The 18,257-nt window shown below is 54.5% G+C and carries 19 protein-coding genes; 10 read left to right on the top strand and 9 right to left on the bottom strand.

The features are described 5' to 3' along the window. Positions 1 to 14 precede the first annotated feature (14 nt). Positions 15 to 1,124, bottom strand: coding sequence for a high-affinity branched-chain amino acid ABC transporter substrate-binding protein LivK (livK, locus tag N7E69_RS06895; protein ID WP_000822976.1), 1,110 nt, complete (start codon positions 1,122 to 1,124; stop codon positions 15 to 17). A gap of 421 nt (positions 1,125 to 1,545) precedes the next feature. Between livK and panM the strand changes: the two genes are divergently transcribed. After that, entirely contained in the window at positions 1,546 to 1,929 is a 384-nt protein-coding gene (panM, locus tag N7E69_RS06900) for an aspartate 1-decarboxylase autocleavage activator PanM (RefSeq protein WP_000778873.1), read from the top strand. Then, positions 1,907 to 2,041 carry a hypothetical protein gene (locus N7E69_RS06905; protein ID WP_001517957.1) on the top strand — a complete coding sequence of 45 codons (135 nt, stop codon included), beginning with the start codon at positions 1,907 to 1,909 and terminating at the stop codon, positions 2,039 to 2,041. The genes panM and N7E69_RS06905 overlap by 23 nt, the downstream gene beginning before the upstream one ends. 83 nt (positions 2,042 to 2,124) lie before the next feature. Here the strand turns inward: N7E69_RS06905 and livJ are convergent, their stop codons facing one another. From livJ to ftsY, 5 genes are all read right to left on the bottom strand, one after another. Next, a complete protein-coding gene (gene livJ / locus N7E69_RS06910; protein WP_001839269.1) occupies positions 2,125 to 3,228 on the bottom strand; it encodes a branched chain amino acid ABC transporter substrate-binding protein LivJ in 1,104 nt (367 codons plus the stop codon). Positions 3,229 to 3,549: 321 nt separating this feature from the next. After that, entirely contained in the window at positions 3,550 to 4,404 is an 855-nt protein-coding gene (rpoH, locus tag N7E69_RS06915) for an RNA polymerase sigma factor RpoH (RefSeq protein WP_000159621.1), read from the bottom strand. A 245-nt stretch (positions 4,405 to 4,649) separates the two neighbouring features. Then, a complete protein-coding gene (gene ftsX, locus N7E69_RS06920; RefSeq protein WP_001081707.1) occupies positions 4,650 to 5,705 on the bottom strand; it encodes a permease-like cell division protein FtsX in 1,056 nt (351 codons plus the stop codon). Further along, entirely contained in the window at positions 5,698 to 6,366 is a 669-nt protein-coding gene (gene ftsE / locus N7E69_RS06925; RefSeq protein WP_000617729.1) for a cell division ATP-binding protein FtsE, read from the bottom strand. The genes ftsX and ftsE overlap by 8 nt, the downstream gene beginning before the upstream one ends. Before the next feature lie 2 nt (positions 6,367 to 6,368). Beyond that, on the bottom strand, positions 6,369 to 7,844 hold the full coding sequence (ftsY, locus tag N7E69_RS06930; RefSeq protein WP_001118687.1) for a signal recognition particle-docking protein FtsY: 1,476 nt from the start codon (positions 7,842 to 7,844) through the stop codon (positions 6,369 to 6,371). A gap of 125 nt (positions 7,845 to 7,969) precedes the next feature. Between ftsY and rsmD the strand changes: the two genes are divergently transcribed. Both rsmD and N7E69_RS06940 read left to right on the top strand, forming a co-directional pair. After that, positions 7,970 to 8,566, top strand: coding sequence for a 16S rRNA (guanine(966)-N(2))-methyltransferase (gene rsmD / locus N7E69_RS06935; RefSeq protein ID WP_000743277.1), 597 nt, complete (start codon positions 7,970 to 7,972; stop codon positions 8,564 to 8,566). Continuing rightward, a complete protein-coding gene (locus N7E69_RS06940) occupies positions 8,556 to 8,825 on the top strand; it encodes a DUF1145 family protein (protein ID WP_000906757.1) in 270 nt (89 codons plus the stop codon). Before rsmD ends, N7E69_RS06940 begins: the two co-directional genes overlap by 11 nt. 21 nt (positions 8,826 to 8,846) lie before the next feature. Here the strand turns inward: N7E69_RS06940 and N7E69_RS06945 are convergent, their stop codons facing one another. Beyond that, complete coding sequence (locus N7E69_RS06945; protein ID WP_000042859.1) at positions 8,847 to 9,218, bottom strand: DUF2500 domain-containing protein; 372 nt, start codon at positions 9,216 to 9,218, stop codon at positions 8,847 to 8,849. Positions 9,219 to 9,359: 141 nt separating this feature from the next. On the opposite strand from N7E69_RS06945, the gene N7E69_RS06950 reads away from it, so the two are divergent. From N7E69_RS06950 to tcp, 3 genes are all read left to right on the top strand, one after another. Continuing rightward, on the top strand, positions 9,360 to 9,986 hold the full coding sequence (locus N7E69_RS06950) for a lysoplasmalogenase (protein WP_000964735.1): 627 nt from the start codon (positions 9,360 to 9,362) through the stop codon (positions 9,984 to 9,986). Between the two features lie 80 nt (positions 9,987 to 10,066). Continuing rightward, positions 10,067 to 12,265, top strand: a complete 2,199-nt coding sequence (gene zntA / locus N7E69_RS06955; protein ID WP_000106650.1) for a Zn(II)/Cd(II)/Pb(II) translocating P-type ATPase ZntA — start codon at positions 10,067 to 10,069, stop codon at positions 12,263 to 12,265. 199 nt (positions 12,266 to 12,464) lie between these two features. Further along, positions 12,465 to 14,108, top strand: coding sequence for a methyl-accepting chemotaxis citrate transducer (tcp, locus tag N7E69_RS06960; RefSeq protein WP_000789675.1), 1,644 nt, complete (start codon positions 12,465 to 12,467; stop codon positions 14,106 to 14,108). A gap of 23 nt (positions 14,109 to 14,131) precedes the next feature. On the opposite strand, the gene tusA is transcribed toward tcp, so the two are convergent. Then, positions 14,132 to 14,377: a sulfurtransferase TusA gene (gene tusA, locus N7E69_RS06965; protein ID WP_001541054.1), complete on the bottom strand. Its 246-nt coding sequence runs from the start codon at positions 14,375 to 14,377 to the stop codon at positions 14,132 to 14,134. 169 nt (positions 14,378 to 14,546) lie between these two features. Between tusA and N7E69_RS06970 the strand changes: the two genes are divergently transcribed. Continuing rightward, a complete protein-coding gene (locus N7E69_RS06970; protein ID WP_001518097.1) occupies positions 14,547 to 15,212 on the top strand; it encodes a 7-cyano-7-deazaguanine/7-aminomethyl-7-deazaguanine transporter in 666 nt (221 codons plus the stop codon). A gap of 72 nt (positions 15,213 to 15,284) precedes the next feature. After that, a complete protein-coding gene (locus tag N7E69_RS06975; RefSeq protein WP_001245277.1) occupies positions 15,285 to 15,842 on the top strand; it encodes a DcrB family lipoprotein in 558 nt (185 codons plus the stop codon). A gap of 3 nt (positions 15,843 to 15,845) precedes the next feature. Here N7E69_RS06975 and N7E69_RS06980 read toward each other — a convergent pair whose 3' ends face one another. Continuing rightward, positions 15,846 to 17,105, bottom strand: coding sequence for an MFS transporter (locus tag N7E69_RS06980; RefSeq protein WP_001751762.1), 1,260 nt, complete (start codon positions 17,103 to 17,105; stop codon positions 15,846 to 15,848). Between the two features lie 89 nt (positions 17,106 to 17,194). Between N7E69_RS06980 and N7E69_RS06985 the strand changes: the two genes are divergently transcribed. Then, entirely contained in the window at positions 17,195 to 18,244 is a 1,050-nt protein-coding gene (locus N7E69_RS06985; RefSeq protein WP_000179593.1) for an AI-2E family transporter, read from the top strand. Positions 18,245 to 18,257 lie beyond the last annotated feature (13 nt).

The following is an 18,257-nucleotide window of genomic DNA, read 5'->3' on the forward strand; positions in this document are numbered from 1 at the left end:
CTTATCTTCTGGCATTACTTCGCGACGGTTGACGAGCCGTCGGCGTGCCACTGGAAGACGCCAAATTCAAATCCCTTAAGATCGCCTTTTTCATCCCATTTCAGCGGCCCAATAACGGTATCAGCCCCGTTCGCTTTAAGATCTTTCACCAGATCCAGCGGAGCATGGCTGGCGCTACGCGTCATTGCGGTCGCCAGCGACTGGACGGCGGCGTAGGTGATCCAGACATACGGACCGCTGGGATCTTTCTTGTCGGCTTTCAGCGCCTCGACAATCGCTTTATTCGCCGGGTCCTGGTCATAACGTTTTGGCATCGTCACCAACATGCCTTCCGCCGCACCGCCCGCAATATTGGACAGCGACGCGTTACCCACGCCTTCCGGCCCCATAAATTGCGTTTTCAGGCCATTAGCCCGTGCCTGGCGCAGCATCTGCCCCATTTCCGGGTAGTAGCCGCCGTAATACACAAAGTCGATATTCTCTTTTTGCAAGCGAGCAATCAGGGCGGAGAAATCTTTTTCACCGGCGGTAATACCATCAAAAAAGACAATATTGGCATTGCCCTGCTTCAGGCCATCCTGCACGGAGCGCGCCAGTCCTTCGCCGTATTGCTGTTTATCGTGAATGATAGCGATGCGCTGCGGTTTCACCGTTTCCAGGATGTATTTCGCGGCCGTTGGCCCCTGGGAGGAGTCCAGTCCGGCGGTACGCATAATGTACTGATAGCCGCGCTGGGTCAGCTCCGGGTTAGTCGCCCCCGGGGAGATCATCAGAATACCTTCATCTTCATAGATATCGGATGCTGGCTGAGTAGAAGAAGAACACAAGTGACCAATAACGTACTGAATACCGTCGTTAACGATTTTGTTGGCCACCGCCACCGCCTGTTTTGGATCGCAGGCATCATCGTACTCTACGCCGACCAGCTTATCGCCTTTAATACCGCCTTTAGCGTTGATGTCTTTAATGGCCTGGCGCGCGCCGTTAAATTCCATATCGCCCCATTGTGCTACCGGGCCGGACATCGCCCCGACTATGGCGACTTTAATATCATCTGCCATTGCCCCCTGCGAGACTGCTAATGCAACAATCCCTGCGATTATTGTTTTCGCTTTCCGTTTCATGTGCCTGTATCCCCATTCGTGATGTTATATGTTTTGTTTTTTGCTGGTTAAAAAGCAGACTGTACTTTTTATAAATGGTGCGCTTTTTACTGACTCATTAATGAGTTAGCGCAGCATTTAAAGCATAATAAGATTAAAATCTCTATTTTTCAGTCTATTAAGAAAAGATAATATTCTGCTTTTCGCTATAGATAAACAAAAAAAAGCACGCTTGTCAGCATAAAATAACGGCACATTAAGCGGAATAATTCACTAGCATTCAGGGAATTATGCTGCCTGTTTTCCATTCTCTAATGCTTCAAACTGTAATTATCGTTGTTAAAAAATTAATAACCTGGTAAATGACACAAAAAAGAGAAAGCATCTGGCCTGCCTGTTTCGGTACACTGATCGCATCTTTTGAAATCGGGACAAGCCGTCGATGAAGCTGACCATTCTTCGTTTAGAACACTTTAGCGCTCAGGATCAGATCGATCTGGGCAAAATCTGGCCGGAATATTCCGCCTCCTCATTAAGCGTAGATGAAACGCACCGGATTTATGCCGCGCGGTTTAACGAGCGTTTGTTGGGCGCCGTAAGAGTGACGCTGAGCGGAACGCAGGGCGCGCTGGATTCCTTACGCGTGCGTGAAATCACCCGTCGCCGCGGCGTCGGGCAATACCTGGTAGAAGAAGTCATCCGCGATAATCCCAACGTCTCGTCGTGGTGGATGGCGGATGTCGGTGTTGAAGACCGCAGCGTGATGGCCGCGTTTATGCAGGCGTTAGGTTTTACCGCCCAGCATGACGGCTGGGAGAAGCGCTAAAAGAAAGCCGGATGGCGCTGACGCTTATCCGGCCTACATGCCGGGAGAAAAGATAAAAACCACCTCGCAATTTTCCAAGAATTTCGCGTTGCAGGCAGGCGGCAAGTTATGAAATCCCCGGGAGCTTACATAAGTAAGTGACCGGGGTTGAATAACGTAGCCAACGCACCTGCAGCGCGAAAGGCGCCAGGAAAATCACTTGGCGTCCGTCGCCGTACCATTCGCATGCCAGTCAAACACGCCGAACTCAAATCCTTTCAGATCGCCTTTCTCATCCCACGACAGCGGTCCCATTACGGTGTCGACCGTGGCGCCTTTCAGGTATTTGGCGATTTCCGCCGGATCGTCGGAGTGGTTCAGCCCCGCCTGCAACGATTGCAGCGCGGCGTAGGTGGTCCAGACAAACGCGCCGCTAGGATCTTGTTTCTTGGCTTTGATAGCATCCACAATCGGTTTGTTCGCCGGGACCTGGTCGTAGTTCTTCGGTTTGGTGACCAGTAAGCCTTCCGCCGACTCTCCGGCGATGTTAGACAGCGACACGTTCGCCACCCCTTCCGGCCCCATAAACTGGGTTTTCAGCCCTGCGGCGCGAGACTGACGCAGGATCTGCCCCATTTCCGGGTGATAACCGCCGTAGTAGACAAAGTCGATATTCTCTTTTTTCAGACGCGCTACCAGAGTGGAGAAATCTTTTTCGCCGGCGGTGATGCCGTCAAAGAATACGACGTTAACGCCGCCTTTCTTCAGACCGTCCTGCACCGCGCGCGCCAGCCCTTCGCCGTACTGCTGCTTATCGTGGATAATCGCGATGCGCTGCGGTTTTACCTTCTCCAGAATATACTTTGCCGCCGTTGGCCCCTGGTCAGAGTCCAGACCGGTGGTGCGCAAAACCAGCTTATAGCCGCGCGCGGTCAGCTCCGGCGCGGTCGCCGCCGGGGTTATCATCAGGATGCCTTCGTCTTCGTAGATATCAGACGCTGGCTGTGTGGAAGAGGAGCATAAGTGTCCGATAACATACTTGATGCCGTCGTTCACCACTTTGTTAGCGACAGCTACCGCCTGTTTCGGGTCGCAGGCGTCGTCATATTTCACCGCGACGAGCTTATCGCCTTTAATACCGCCTTTCGCATTGATATCGGCAATTGCCTGCTCCGCACCGGTAAATTCCTGGTCGCCATACTGCGCCACCGGACCGGACATCGCGCCGACAACCGCGACTTTAATGTCCTCTGCGAATGCCATATGGCTTAATGACAGGGCGATACATCCTGCCAATAACGTTTTACCCTTCATATTCATCCTGATAATCCCCATTATTCTGGTTGTTACGTGTGTTGTGGTGTTATTGTTCAGCACTTTATTTCGATTATTGGCTAGCTACCCGTGCTTTAGCAGCATACTCTGCTAAAACATACCCGATTTTTATTATTTTGGAATAGCTAAATTTACATTCAGATAACAGATTTGTGTCGGTGGGGGAGAGGAAGGGTCCGTAGGCCCGATAAGCGAAGCGCCATCGGGCAAACGTGTTGCCGGATGGCAGGGTAAACGCCTTATCCGGCCTACAAAAAACAAAACCCCCGAATTCACATTCGAGGGTTCATTGGCAATTCGCGAAGATTACGCTTCGATCGCAGCGCGAAGCTTTTTCATGGCGTTCTTTTCAAGCTGGCGCACACGCTCAGCGGAGACGCCGTAACGATCGGCCAGCTCCTGCAACGTAGACTTATTGTCTTCGTCCAGCCAGCGAGCGCGGATAATATCCTGGCTACGCTCGTCGAGCCCCTGCATCGCGTCGGTCAGTCGGTTGGCGGCCTGCTCTTCCCAGTTATCGTCTTCAATGCCGTCGGCAAAGTTAGACGATTTATCCTGCAGATACAGCACCGGCGCCATTGGCTGGCTGTCGGACTCATCGTCCGAAGACATGTCAAACGTCATGTCCTGCGCCGCCATACGCGACTCCATCTCACGCACGTCTTTACTGGAAACACCCAGTTCGCGCGCCACCATTTCAACCTCATCCTGATTAAACCAGCCCAGACGCTGCTTGGTTTTACGCAGATTAAAGAACAGCTTACGCTGCGCTTTCGTGGTTGCGACTTTAACGATACGCCAGTTACGCAGCACGTATTCGTGAATTTCTGCTTTAATCCAGTGTACGGCGAAGGAAACCAGGCGCACGCCTACTTCCGGGTTAAAACGACGTACGGCTTTCATCAGGCCGATGTTGCCTTCCTGGATCAAATCCGCCTGCGGCAGACCATAGCCCGCATAGTTACGAGCAATATGAACAACAAAGCGCAGGTGAGACAGGATCAGCGTTTTAGCTGCTTCCAGATCGCCCTGGTAATGCAGCCTTTCAGCCAATGCCCGCTCCTCGTCAGCCGATAACATCGGCCACGCGTTCGCCGCCCGGATATAAGATTCCAGGTTGCCAACAGGGGCTAAAGCTAAATTTTGCATTTCTTTGGTCATTCAAATCCTCTCAATCAGTATTGCCTGGCACCGTCAGCGAGCAACAACCGTGCCAAAGCCGATGAGCAACGAGAATATCACCCACTCTTTTATCAGACAGTGATTTTATCCACAAGTTCAATGTAACACTGTGCATAATTTGCACAAATCTTGTGACATAAAGATGACGCGCGGGGAAGAGACAACAGGGACTCTTTCCCTGCGAACGGAAGCCCATTGCAGGGAAAGATTATACCACGATTTTATCAATCGGGAGTAAAGTGACGTAAATGTTGCACCGTGGCCAGCCAGGCGGCGATCCAGCCAATCATGGAACAGACCAGCAGCAGCAACAGGCACTCATCGAACGATAAGCCATTGAGATCAAACTTCGTGCCGAAGACCTGCGCCACTTCAGTCACCGCCGATGATAAACGCATCACCAAAATTTCAGACAATATCAGTGAAAGAAACGCGCCGGAAAAACCGAGCAACGCGCCGCCGTAGAGGAACGGACGCAGGATAAAGCCATCGGTCGCGCCAATCAGCTTTTGCACGTTAATGGTGTCGCGACGGGCAAAAATGCTCAGGCGCACGCTGTTGCCGATAACGAGGAAGACCGCCGCGACCATCAGCACGCCGATCATCGCCGACACGCGGCCCACCAGCCCGGTGAGCGCCGCCAGGCGCGCAAACCAGCTATCATCCATGCGGACTTCGTCAATGCCGTTAATCTGCGAGATACGGTCGCGCAGCGTATTAAGCGAGGCGGTACTCTGGAAGTCCAGCTTGGGGATCACCACTGCCACCGCCGGTAGCGGGTTCTCTTCCAGCATGTCCAGCGCGCCGCCAAAACCCGACCAGTTGCGGAATTCTCCCAACGCGTCCTCACGGGACAGGTAGTTGACCTTCTCAACGCCCTGCTCGGCCTGAAGCTGCCCAACAACCCGTGCCGCCGCGTCATCATCCAGCGTTTTTTGCAGATAAACGGTGATCTGCGGCGACGGGTAATACTGAGTCGCCGCCTGGTTGACGTTCTTATAGACCATGTAACAGACGCTGGGCAGCGTCAGGGAGATGGCGATCACCATCACCGTCAGAAACGTCGCCAGCGGTTTGCTTTTCAGATCCTGCAGCGCGCCGTGCCAGGCATAGCGCACCTGTTCATTAAAGACATTCGTTTTACGTGAGTTCGGTTTCGGCGTCGGCTTCTGGCGTCCTGGCGCGTTGCGCCCGCCGCCTGTTCCGCCGCGAGACTTACGCAGTCGATCCAACCGTCCGCCGAACTGCCTGATTTGGTTAATCGCGTCGCGCCTATTCATTGGCCAGGCCTCCATGCAGATGTCCATCGCTCAGGACGAGCTGCCTATAGGAACGACGGGAGATAAGTCCAATATCGTGCGTCGCCATCAGTACCGTCACCCCTACGCGGTTAAACTCTTCAAACAGACGTAAAATCCCTTCCGACAACGCGTCGTCCAGGTTCCCGGTCGGTTCATCCGCCAGCAATACCGCTGGCTTATTGACCACCGCGCGGGCGATGCCCACGCGCTGTTGTTCGCCTCCGGAGAGTTGAATCGGGAAGTTTCTCGCTTTGTCCAGTAGTCCAACCTTATCCAGCGCCGCCGACACACGACGACGGATATCATCGCCGCTGGCGCCGGCAATGATTAACGGTATCGCCACATTGTCATAGACCGTGCGATCCATCAGCAGATGGTGATCCTGGAAAATCATCCCAATCTGGCGGCGCAAAAACGGCACTTCGCGGTTTTTCAGGCGCGTAATATCATGCCCGCTGAAGAAGATTTTGCCGGCGCTGGGCCGCTCAATCCCACAGATTAGCTTCAGCAGGGTACTTTTCCCCGCGCCGGAGTGGCCGGTCAGAAACGCCATCTCGCCTGGCCGCATATGGAATGTCACTCCCTGCAGCGCTTGTCTCCCGCCGAGATAGGCCTTGCTGACATGTTCAAAGCGAATCATTGTTAATCCTCTCGGGCAAAAAGTGCCTCAATAAAATCGTCCGCCTTAAACGGACGCAAATCCTCGATACGTTCGCCCACGCCAATGTAACGGATAGGAATGCCAAACTGGTCAGCTACCGAGAAAATCACCCCGCCTTTCGCCGTACCGTCCAGCTTGGTCAGGGTAATACCGGTTAAGCCTACCGCTTCATGGAACAGTTTGGCCTGGCTTACCGCGTTCTGTCCGGTGCTGGCGTCAATGGTCAGCATAACTTCATGTGGCGCTTCTTCGTCCAGCTTTTTCATGACGCGAACGATTTTTTTCAGCTCTTCCATCAGGTGCAACTTGTTCTGCAGACGCCCTGCCGTATCGGCAATTAACACATCCACATTACGCGCCTTCGCGGCCTGGATAGAGTCAAAAATCACCGAGGCAGAGTCCGCACCGGTATGCTGGGCGATAACCGGAATGTTGTTACGCTGTCCCCAGACCTGTAGCTGTTCGACCGCCGCCGCGCGGAAAGTATCCCCCGCCGCCAGCATCACTGATTTACCCTGCTGCTCAAACTGGCGCGCCAGTTTACCGATAGTAGTGGTTTTACCCACGCCGTTCACGCCAACCATCAGAATAACAAAAGGCGTTTTACCTTCAATATTAAGCGGTTCGTCTACCTTCGCCAGAATCTCGCCCATCTCGTCTTTCAACAGACCATACAGCGCCTCGGCATCTTTAAGCTGTTTGCGGCTGGCGCCTTCCGTCAGATTAGCGATAATCTTACGCGTGGTTTCCACCCCGACATCAGCGATGAGCAACTGCTCTTCCAGCTCCTCGAACAAATCATCGTCGATTTTCTTGCCGCGGAACAGACTGATAAATCCGGAACCGAGATTTTCTTTGGTTTTCAGCAGACTGCGTTTCAGGCGGGCAAAGAAACCTTCTTTAGTCGGTTTTTCCTGCTCCTGAACGATCGCTTCCACCGGCGCGTCTTCTTCCGCCGGCGGAACAACCATCACCGCCTCTTCCGCCGCCTGAGCGGCCAGCGCCTGCGCTTCCAGCTCTTCGTCGGTGAATTTCGCCGCGTTTTCGCCCTCTTCTTCTACCGCGGCAATGACCTCTACAGTTTCCGCTTCGGCCTGCCACTCTTCCGGCGAGATAGCCTCGTCTTTGACCTCTTCCGGCAGCGGCAATTCCTCGCGTTCCACCGCGATCTGCGGCGCTGCCGTCTCAATGGCCGCCGCGGGCTCCGGCTCTACCGGCTGCGGTTTTTCGCTCTCCTGAACTTTCTCAGTAACGTCCACCACCTCTTCCGCAAAGGCTTCGGTTTCTGCTTTGCTGTGCGCGGGCGTTTGCGCGTCTACGTCTGCCGCCGTTTCAACAGGGGGCTCAACCGGTCGTTGTTCCTCAACAATCTGCTGTTCTTCGGTCTGTTCCTGCTTCTGCTCTTTATCACCGAAGCCCAACCAGGAAAAGAAGCCACGTTTTTTCTGTTTTGCCATCTGCGACTACACCCCTCGCGGCGCTATATACATGGAAGCTAAAAAAATGATGAAATAGTCTATCACTTAACTTAATTCACATCACCGCCTGGAATAACTTGCAACAGGCGGTTCGAGCAAGAGAAATGAAAAAACCGACTCACTCTGGCAGCGGCCAAATCCGCATTATTGGCGGGCAATGGCGTGGCCGTAAATTACCGGTTCCGGACAGCCCGGGTCTGCGTCCCACCACCGATCGCGTGCGCGAAACGTTATTTAACTGGCTGGCTCCGGTAATGGTAGACGCCCATTGTCTGGATTGCTTTGCCGGCAGCGGCGCGCTGGGTCTGGAAGCGCTATCACGTTATGCGGCCCAGGCAACGTTACTGGAAATGGATCGCGCCGTATCGCAGCAGTTGCAAAAAAATCTGGCGACGCTGAAAGCCAACAATGCTCGCGTCGTCAATACCAATACTCTGACCTTCCTCAGCCAGCCGGGGACGCCGCATCACGTCGTCTTTGTCGACCCGCCGTTTCGTAAAGGGCTGCTGGAAGAGACGTTACAATTGCTGGAAACCCAGGGATGGCTGGCCGACGACGCGCTAATCTACGTAGAAAGCGAGGTGGAAAACGGTCTGCCGCCCGTTCCGGCGAACTGGGCATTGTATCGAGAAAAGGTGGCCGGACAGGTCGCTTATCGTCTGTATCAGCGCGACGCGCAAGGAGAAAATGATGTTGATTAATCTGGGCCGCTTATTAATGCTCTTCGTGTGGGCATTTTTGATTCTTAATCTGGTGCATCCCTTCCCGCGCCCGCTCAATATCTTCGTCAACGTGGCGTTGGTGTTCATGGCGCTGATGCACGGTATGCAACTGGCGCTACTGAAATCAACGATACCGAAAGCGGGTCCGCAGATGACGACGGGAGAGAAAATCCGCATTTTCCTGTTCGGCGTGTTTGAGCTGCTGGTCTGGCAGAAGAAGTTTAAGAACAAAAAATAACGTTTGCTGCCGGATGACGGTTTATTCGTTATCCGGGGTACGGCTAACAAACCCGACGAACCGCGTTCCCTTATAGCTCAGCGTACCTTGATCGCCCACCGTCAAAGCGTGGTACTGCTGCGCTTGTAAACGGAAAGTTTTTTCCAGACCGCCATTGAGCGGCTTAAAACTGACCTCATAGCGCATACTGGTTCCCGCCGGGCTCACTTCCTGCTGGCGAGAGCGTCGGTCGTTAACCGGCTTCTCCCGTTTACTGCTGACCACGACCTGCTTTTGCTGTAACGGTGCCGCCTCATTAGCGGCTTTTTCCCGCCGTTGCTGAACGAAGCGAAACGACGCGGCAACTACGATTAATGCGATGATTATAATGAAGAAAAGCGGTGGCTTACTCATGATGTTAACCTGTCAGAAAATGCGGAAATAAGCATACCCTGCCCGTTATAGTGTTGTCATCTGACCGTCACGGCCTCTACACTGAATAATAGAGCCGCAAGCATACCGTTTGCGAAAAAATAACGAATTCAAGGAATTAAGATGCTTTGGTCGTTTATCGCTGTCTGCCTGTCCGCATGGCTGTATGTGGACGCCTCCTATCGCGGGCCAGCCTGGCAACGCTGGGTTTTTAAGCCCGTCACGTTATTACTATTGCTGTTACTGGCCTGGCAAGCGCCGATGTTTGACGCCATCAGTTATCTTGTGTTGGCCGGACTGTGCGCCTCGCTGGTCGGCGATGCGTTAACGCTCTTACCGCGTCAACGCCTGTTGTACGCCGTCGGGGCATTTTTCTTATCGCATCTGCTCTACACCATTTACTTTGCCAGCCAAATGACGTTGTCGTTCTTCTGGCCGCTGCCGCTGGCGTTACTGATAGTCGGCGCGTTGCTTATCGCCGTTATCTGGACGCGACTGGAGGAGCTACGCTGGCCGGTATGTACTTTTATCGCCATGACGCTGGTCATGGTCTGGCTGGCGGGCGAACTGTGGTTCTTCCGCCCAACGGCGCCAGCCCTTTCGGCCTTTACCGGCGCGACGCTGCTGTTTATCGGCAATATCGTCTGGCTGGGTAGCCATTACCGCCGCCGTTTCCGGGCGGATAACGCGATTGCCGCCGCCTGCTACTTTGCCGGACACTTCCTGATTGTTCGCTCGCTGTACCTGTAAATAATAGCGCTTGACTCTGGAGTCGACTCCAGAGTGTATCCTCCGGTTAATGAGAAAATTATCATCAACCGGAGGACGTTATGTCGACCCCTGATACCGATGGCAAAAAAGTCCCGCCCTTTACCTCCTTCAGATTAGCCCCGGCGATACAGAAGGCCGATAGCTGCTGCTGCGAAGAACATTGCGCGTCCAGCGCGCCTGTTTCTACTGCCGTGGCAGGCACGCGCTATACCTGGAAAATCTCCGGCATGGACTGCGCCGCCTGCGCCCGAAAAGTGGAGAATGCGGTCCGCCAAATTCGCGGCGTCAACCAGGCGCAAGTGCTGTTCGCCACCGAAAAGTTAGTGGTCGATGCCGACGCCGACCTCCGCGCGCAAATTGAACGCGCCGTACAGAAGGCGGGTTATACCTTGCGTAGCGAAGATTCGCGCGACGCCGCGCCTGAATCTCGTCTTAAAGAGAACCTGCCGCTTATTACGCTGATCATTATGATGGCGATAAGCTGGGGGCTGGAGCAATTTAACCACCCGTTCGGCCAACTGGCCTTTATCGCCACCACCCTGGTCGGTCTGTATCCTATTGCCCGCCAGGCGCTGCGGCTGATGAAAAGCGGCAGTTGGTTCGCTATTGAAACGCTGATGAGCGTCGCCGCCATTGGCGCGCTGTTTATTGGCGCGACGGCGGAGGCGGCAATGGTATTGCTGCTGTTCCTCATCGGCGAGCGCCTGGAAGGATGGGCCGCCAGCCGCGCCCGTAAAGGCGTCAGCGCGTTAATGGCGCTTAAACCGGAAACGGCGACCCGTCTGCGCGACGGCGTGCGGGAAGAGGTCGCTATTAATACCCTGCGACCGGGCGATATTATCGAAGTCGCCGCCGGGGGGCGTTTACCCGCCGACGGTAAACTGGTTTCCGGTTTCGCCAGCTTTGATGAAAGCGCGCTCACCGGCGAGTCTATCCCTGTGGAGCGCGCAACGGGCGACAAAGTCCCGGCAGGCGCGACCAGCGTTGACCGTCTCGTCACCCTGGAGGTGCTATCTGAACCTGGCGCCAGCGCGATTGACCGTATCCTGACGCTGATTGAAGAGGCGGAAGAGCGCCGTGCGCCCATTGAGCGGTTTATTGACCGTTTCAGCCGCATCTATACGCCAGTCATTATGGTCATCGCGCTGCTGGTGACGCTTATTCCGCCGCTGATGTTCGAGGGCGGCTGGCAGGAGTGGATTTATAAAGGGCTGACGCTGCTGCTCATCGGTTGCCCGTGCGCGCTGGTGATCTCCACGCCCGCGGCCATTACCTCCGGGCTGGCGGCGGCGGCACGGCGCGGCGCATTGATTAAAGGCGGCGCAGCGCTGGAGCAACTGGGCCGTATCACGCAGGTCGCCTTTGATAAAACCGGTACGTTGACCATTGGTAAACCACGGGTGACGGCGATTCATCCGGCAAGCGGTATCAGCGAGGCTGAACTGTTGGCGCTGGCGGCAGCCGTAGAACAAGGCGCTACGCACCCGCTGGCGCAGGCTATTGTCCGCGAAGCGCAGACACGCGATCTGGCGATCCCGACGGCGGAATCGCAGCGAACGCTGGCCGGCACCGGAATTGAAGCGCAGGTTAACGGCGAACGTATTCTGATTTGCGCGGCGGGAAAACAGCCTACGGCAGCGTTTGCCGGGCAAATTAGCGAACTGGAAAACGCCGGGCAGACGGTGGTTCTGGTGCTGCGTAACGAGACCGTTGTTGGCGTCCTCGCCCTCCAGGATACGTTGCGTGACGATGCGCGCGACGCCATCCGCGAACTGCATCAGTTAGGCGTTAACGGCGTGATTCTGACCGGCGATAACCCACGGGCGGCGGCAGCGATTGCCGGCGAGCTGGATCTGGCGTTTAAAGCCGGACTACTGCCGGAAGACAAGGTGCGGGCAGTCACCGCCCTTAACCAACAAGCGCCGCTGGCGATGGTGGGCGACGGCATTAATGATGCGCCCGCGATGAAAGCCGCCAGTATCGGAATTGCGATGGGCAGCGGTACTGACGTCGCGCTGGAAACGGCTGACGCCGCCCTTACTCATAACCGTCTGCGCGGGTTAGCGCAGATGATTACGCTGGCGCGCGCTACCCACGCGAATATCCGGCAGAACATCACCATTGCGCTGGGGCTGAAAGCCATTTTCCTGGTGACGACGCTACTTGGTTTTACCGGGCTATGGCTGGCAATCCTGGCGGATACGGGAGCCACGGTATTGGTGACCGCCAACGCGCTACGTTTGCTGCGTAAAAACTAATCTTCTCCCGCCCGGCGGCGTCGTGTCGCCGGGTTATCCCGCGGTATTCCTTTCTTTGTACATATTATTCACGCGAAAATTATTTATTTTCTATTACTTATCAAACCATTAATCAGAAATAGCGTGATTTGATGTAAGGTTAATTTTTATCCAACCGATATTGATCATACCGTCTACAAAATAAGGAATGTTAGGCACTATGAAAAATATCAAAGTCATCACCGGCGTTATCGCGACGCTGGGCATATTTAGCGCCTTATTGCTGGTGACAGGAATACTGTTTTATTCCGCCGTCAGCAGCGATCGGCTGAATTTCCAGAATGCGAGCGCACTGAGTTACCAACAACAGGAACTGGGCGGCAGTTTTCAGACATTGATTGAAACCCGCGTCACCATTAACCGCGTGGCGATACGCATGTTAAAAAATCAGCGCGATCCCGCCTCGCTGGACGCCATGAACACGCTGTTAACCAACGCTGGCGCGTCGCTCAACGAAGCGGAAAAGCATTTCAACAACTACGTGAACTCCGAAGCGATCGCAGGCAAAGATCCGGCGTTGGATGCCCAGGCCGAAGCCAGCTTTAAGCAGATGTATGACGTTTTGCAGCAGTCTATCCACTATCTTAAAGCCGATAATTACGCCGCCTATGGCAACCTTGACGCGCAAAAAGCGCAGGATGACATGGAGCAGGTATATGACCAGTGGCTCTCTCAAAATGCGCAATTAATAAAATTAGCCAGCGATCAGAATCAGAGCAGTTTTACCCAGATGCAATGGACGCTGGGGATAATTCTACTTATCGTACTCATCGTGCTGGCGTTTATCTGGCTGGGGCTGCAACGCGTTCTACTCCGCCCGCTGCAACGGATTATGGCGCACATTCAAACGATCGCCGACGGCGATCTTACCCATGAGATAGAGGCCGAAGGACGCAGTGAAATGGGCCAACTGGCCGCCGGTCTTAAAACGATGCAGCAGTCGTTAATCCGTACCGTCAGCGCGGTGCGCGATAACGCAGACTCTATCTATACTGGCGCAGGCGAAATTTCCGCCGGCAGCAGCGACCTCTCTTCCCGTACCGAACAGCAGGCCTCGGCGCTGGAGGAGACCGCCGCCAGCATGGAACAGTTAACCGCCACGGTACGGCAAAACACCGATAACGCACGCCAGGCGACGGGTCTGGCGAAAACCGCATCAGAAACCGCGCGTAAAGGAGGACGCGTGGTGGATAACGTAGTGAACACCATGAACGATATCGCCGAAAGCTCGGAAAAAATCGTGGACATCACCAGCGTGATTGACGGTATCGCCTTCCAGACTAATATCCTGGCGCTGAACGCCGCGGTAGAAGCCGCCCGCGCCGGCGAACAGGGGCGAGGATTCGCGGTCGTGGCCGGAGAGGTACGCACGTTGGCCAGCCGTAGCGCGCAGGCCGCCAAAGAGATCAAAGTGCTGATTGAAAACTCCGTGTCGCGCATTGATACCGGCTCTACGCAGGTACGCGAAGCGGGAGAAACCATGAAAGAGATCGTCAACGCCGTGACCCACGTGACCGATATTATGGGCGAAATCGCCTCTGCCTCCGATGAGCAAAGCAAAGGCATTGAGCAGGTGGCGCAGGCGGTATCGGAAATGGACAGCGTGACGCAGCAAAACGCCTCGCTGGTAGAAGAATCCGCAGCAGCGGCGGCGGCGCTGGAAGATCAGGCTAACGAACTTCGTCAGGCGGTCGCCGCGTTCCACATCCAGAAACAGCCTCGTCGGGAGGCGTCGCCGACGCCGTTAAGCAAAGGTTTAACACCACAGCCCGCCGCAGAACAGGCGAACTGGGAACGCTTCTAATCAGAATGCTATCTGCCGTGCGGTTAATGCGCTTTACGCAATAAATAGCGGTACGGCAGACCCTCCGTCTCTTGCGCCAGCAAATCGTGTTCCATAAAGGTACAGAACCCCGGAATATCACGCGTCGTCGCCGGATCGTCGGCGATAATCAGCAATGTTTCGCCAGTTTGCATGTTGCGCACCGTTTTGCGCACCATCATTACCGGTTCAGGGCAACGCAGCCCCAGGGCGTCAAGCGTATGGTCAGGGGAGGAAAACAGATCGCTCATCTTCGTCTCAATGGTAGAAAAACGGCGATATTTTACGCCCATCTTCGTCAGTAAGCCAGGCAGGTTAACGATTGCGTGAAAATTAGCCATTGCAATGCCAGCGCAAAACAGTATTATGCGGCGGTTCTTTATTGGGTTCCCTCACCCCATCCAACAAAAAGGTCACAATATGACTCCGTTTACACAATCACAGCGCGTAAAAGCGTTGTTCTGGCTATCGCTATTCCATTTACTGGTGATCATTTCCAGTAACTATCTGGTGCAGCTCCCCATCACTATTTTTGGTTTCCACACGACCTGGGGCGCGTTTAGTTTTCCTTTTATTTTTCTCGCCACCGATCTTACCGTGCGTATTTTTGGCGCACCGCTGGCGCGCCGCATTATCTTCGCCGTCATGATCCCTGCGCTGCTGGTGTCATATGTGGTTTCATCGCTGTTCTATATGGGCGCCTGGCAAGGTTTCGCCGCGTTGGCGAACTTTAATCTGTTCGTCGCCCGTATCGCCGCCGCCAGCTTTATGGCCTACGCGCTGGGACAGATCCTTGATGTCCATGTGTTTAACCGCCTGCGCCAAAATCGTCGCTGGTGGCTGGCGCCGACCGCTTCAACGCTGTTTGGCAATATCAGCGATACCCTTGCCTTTTTCTTCATTGCGTTCTGGCGAAGCCCCGATGCCTTTATGGCCGGGCACTGGATGGAAATTGCGCTGGTGGATTATTGCTTTAAGGTGCTCATCAGCATTATTTTCTTCCTGCCGATGTACGGCGTTCTACTGAATATGTTGCTGAAAAAGCTGGCAGATAAATCTGAAATTTCCCCATTACCGGCAAGTTAAAGGTTCGTTTTCCGAGTTGTGATAAGATGAGCGAATGAGCCGTTATGGCCGTTTATCGAAAGGAAGAAGTCAATGCGCAATTTGGTTAAATATGCCGGTATTGGCCTGCTGGTTATGGGGCTTGCGGCCTGTGATAACAATGATACAAAAGCGTCGGCAGAAAGCGCCGCCGCGGAAAGCCAGGCCTCCGGTCAGCCCATCAGCCTGATGGATGGCAAACTCAGTTTCTCGCTGCCGGCGGATATGACCGATCAAAGCGGTAAGCTGGGCACCCAGGCGAATAATATGCACGTTTATTCTGACCCGACGGGCCAGAAAGCGGTGATTGTTATCGTCGGCGATAATACCGATGAAGCGTTGCCGGTGCTGGCGAACCGCCTGCTTGAGCAACAGCGTAGCCGCGACCCGCAGCTTCAGGTGGTCACCAATAAGTCTATTGAGCTCAAAGGCCATACGTTGCAACAACTGGACAGCATTATCTCCGCGAAAGGCCAGACGGCGTACTCTTCCATCGTGCTGGGCAAAGTGGATAACCAATTGCTGACGATTCAGGTCACGCTGCCTGCGGACAATCAGCAAAAAGCGCAAACCACGGCTGAAAACATCATCAATACGTTAGTTATTAAGTAACCTTTACGATGATGATGCGGCCTCCGGCAGTGCAGACGGAGGCCGTTTTTTTAAGCGCCAAGTCAGCAATAGCGCCATCGTTACCAGCCCGGCTGCCGCCAGATAAATCACCGGCACGCCCGCCCAGGTCATCACCAGCCCCGCCAGCGGCCCGGTAATCCCCAAAGACATATCCATAAAGACGGTATAGGTCGCCAGCGCCGCGCCCTGGTTCTGCGGCGGCACGGCTTTGACGGCCACCACGCCCAGCGCCGGAAAGACCAGCGAAAACCCCATCCCCGTGAGTAAAACGCCGATTTTTGCCATCCACGGCATGGCTGCCGTCCCCACAAGTAACAGACCAATAATCTCCACGCCAAAGCAGATCATGGCGACATTCAACCCGCCTAAACGATTGATGCCGTTAGGGAACAGCAAACGCGTGCCGACAAACGCGACGCTAAATAACGTGAGCGCAAAGGCGGCGCCATCCCAGCCTTTAGCATCATAAAATAAGGTAATAAACGTCGCGATGACGCCAAACCCTGCCGAGGCCAGCGCCAACGCCATACCATACAGCCAGACACGCCCCAGCACCGCGCGAAACGGCAGCGGCTTGCCTTTGTTCGCCTTCACCGACGGACGTGGAAGGGCTAACAGTACCGCCAACAGCGCCACGCCCATCACCGTTAGCGCCAGTCCCTGTAACCCGCCCCAGGCATAACACAGCACGCCCAGCGGCGCGCCCATCGCCATTGCGCCGTAGGTGACGATACCGTTCCAGGAGATGACCCGACCAATATGCAACGACCCGACGACGCCGACGCCCCATAGTGTCGAACCGGTGCCGGCAAAACTTTGCCCAATCCCCAAAATCACGCGACCCAGCCCCAGTAGCAACAAACTGATCATCGGCCAGGCGCTGGCGATATCCGCCAGCAGGTAGCCGAGTCCGCTTAAAAAACAGCCGCATAAGCCAAAGACAACGATTTTTTTCGGCCCTAATACATCCGCATACCGCCCGGCATGGGGACGGCTTAACAGAGTGGCGAAGTATTGCAGGCTGATAATAAGCCCCGCCCAGAACGCGCTGAATCCCATCGCATCATGCACATAGCCGGGCAAGACGGCGAGCGGCAGGCCGATGGTCAGGTAGCTGGCAAAGTTAAACATCACAATGGAGACAATACGCAGATTGAGGCGCAATCCGTTTAGCGCCGGTTCAGCGACGGGTTCGGGCATGAGTATCACCGCATTTTTACAACATGTTTTCTTTTCTATCATGGCGCGCGGTGAAAATCAGTAGTGAGATTCAGATTATCGGTATCAGGGCAGCCGCTACACTTAGAAAAAAACACAACAAGGAAAACTTCATGGCAACCGCTCAACCCGACAAAACGGGTATGCATATTCTGCTGAAACTGGCCTCCCTGGTTATTATTCTCGCCGGGATTCATGCCGCGGCGGGTATTATTGTACAACTCTTGCTGGCGCTCTTTTTCGCCATCGTTCTTAACCCATTAGTGACCTGGTTTATTCGTCGGGGCGTGAAGCGACCGCTGGCGATTACTATCGTGGTGGTTGTCATGCTGATCGTGCTTACCGCGCTGGTGGGTGTGCTTGCCGCATCGCTTAATGAATTTATCGCTATGCTGCCTAAATACAGCAAGGAGCTGACGCGTAAGGTCTTACACCTTCAGGAGTTAATGCCCTTCCTGAATTTACATATGTCGCCGGAACGTATGCTCCGCGGGATGGATTCCGATAAAATCATGCTCTTCACCACAACATTAATGACCGGCGTATCGGGCGCGATGGCAAGCATTGTGCTGCTGGTAATGACCGTGGTTTTTATGCTGTTTGAGGTGCGTCACGTGCCTTATAAATTACGTTTCGCGCTAAACAATCCACAAATTCATATTGCCGGCCTGCACCGCGCCCTGAAAGGCGTCTCGCATTATCTGGCGCTGAAAACGCTGCTCAGTCTATGGACGGGCGCGATTATCTGGCTGGGGCTGGCGTTAATGGATATTCAGTTTGCGCTAATGTGGGGCGTACTGGCCTTTTTGCTCAATTACGTTCCTAATATCGGCTCGGTGATTTCCGCCGTTCCCCCCATGATTCAGGCGCTGTTATTTAACGGTTTTTACGAGTGCGTACTGGTCGGCGCGCTCTTTTTGCTGGTCCATATGGTGATTGGCAACATTATGGAGCCACGCATGATGGGCCATCGTCTGGGAATGTCCACGCTGGTGGTATTTCTTTCGTTATTGGTCTGGGGATGGCTATTAGGCCCGGTCGGGATGCTCTTGTCCGTTCCTTTGACCAGCGTCTGCAAAATCTGGATGGAAACCACTAAAGGCGGCAGCAAACTGGCGATCTTACTGGGGCCAGGCCGACCGAAAAGCCGTTTACCGGGATGAGGCGACAGATGCT

It is taken from the genome of Salmonella sp. 3C, assembly GCF_025426275.1.
GTDB lineage: Bacteria > Pseudomonadota > Gammaproteobacteria > Enterobacterales > Enterobacteriaceae > Salmonella > Salmonella enterica.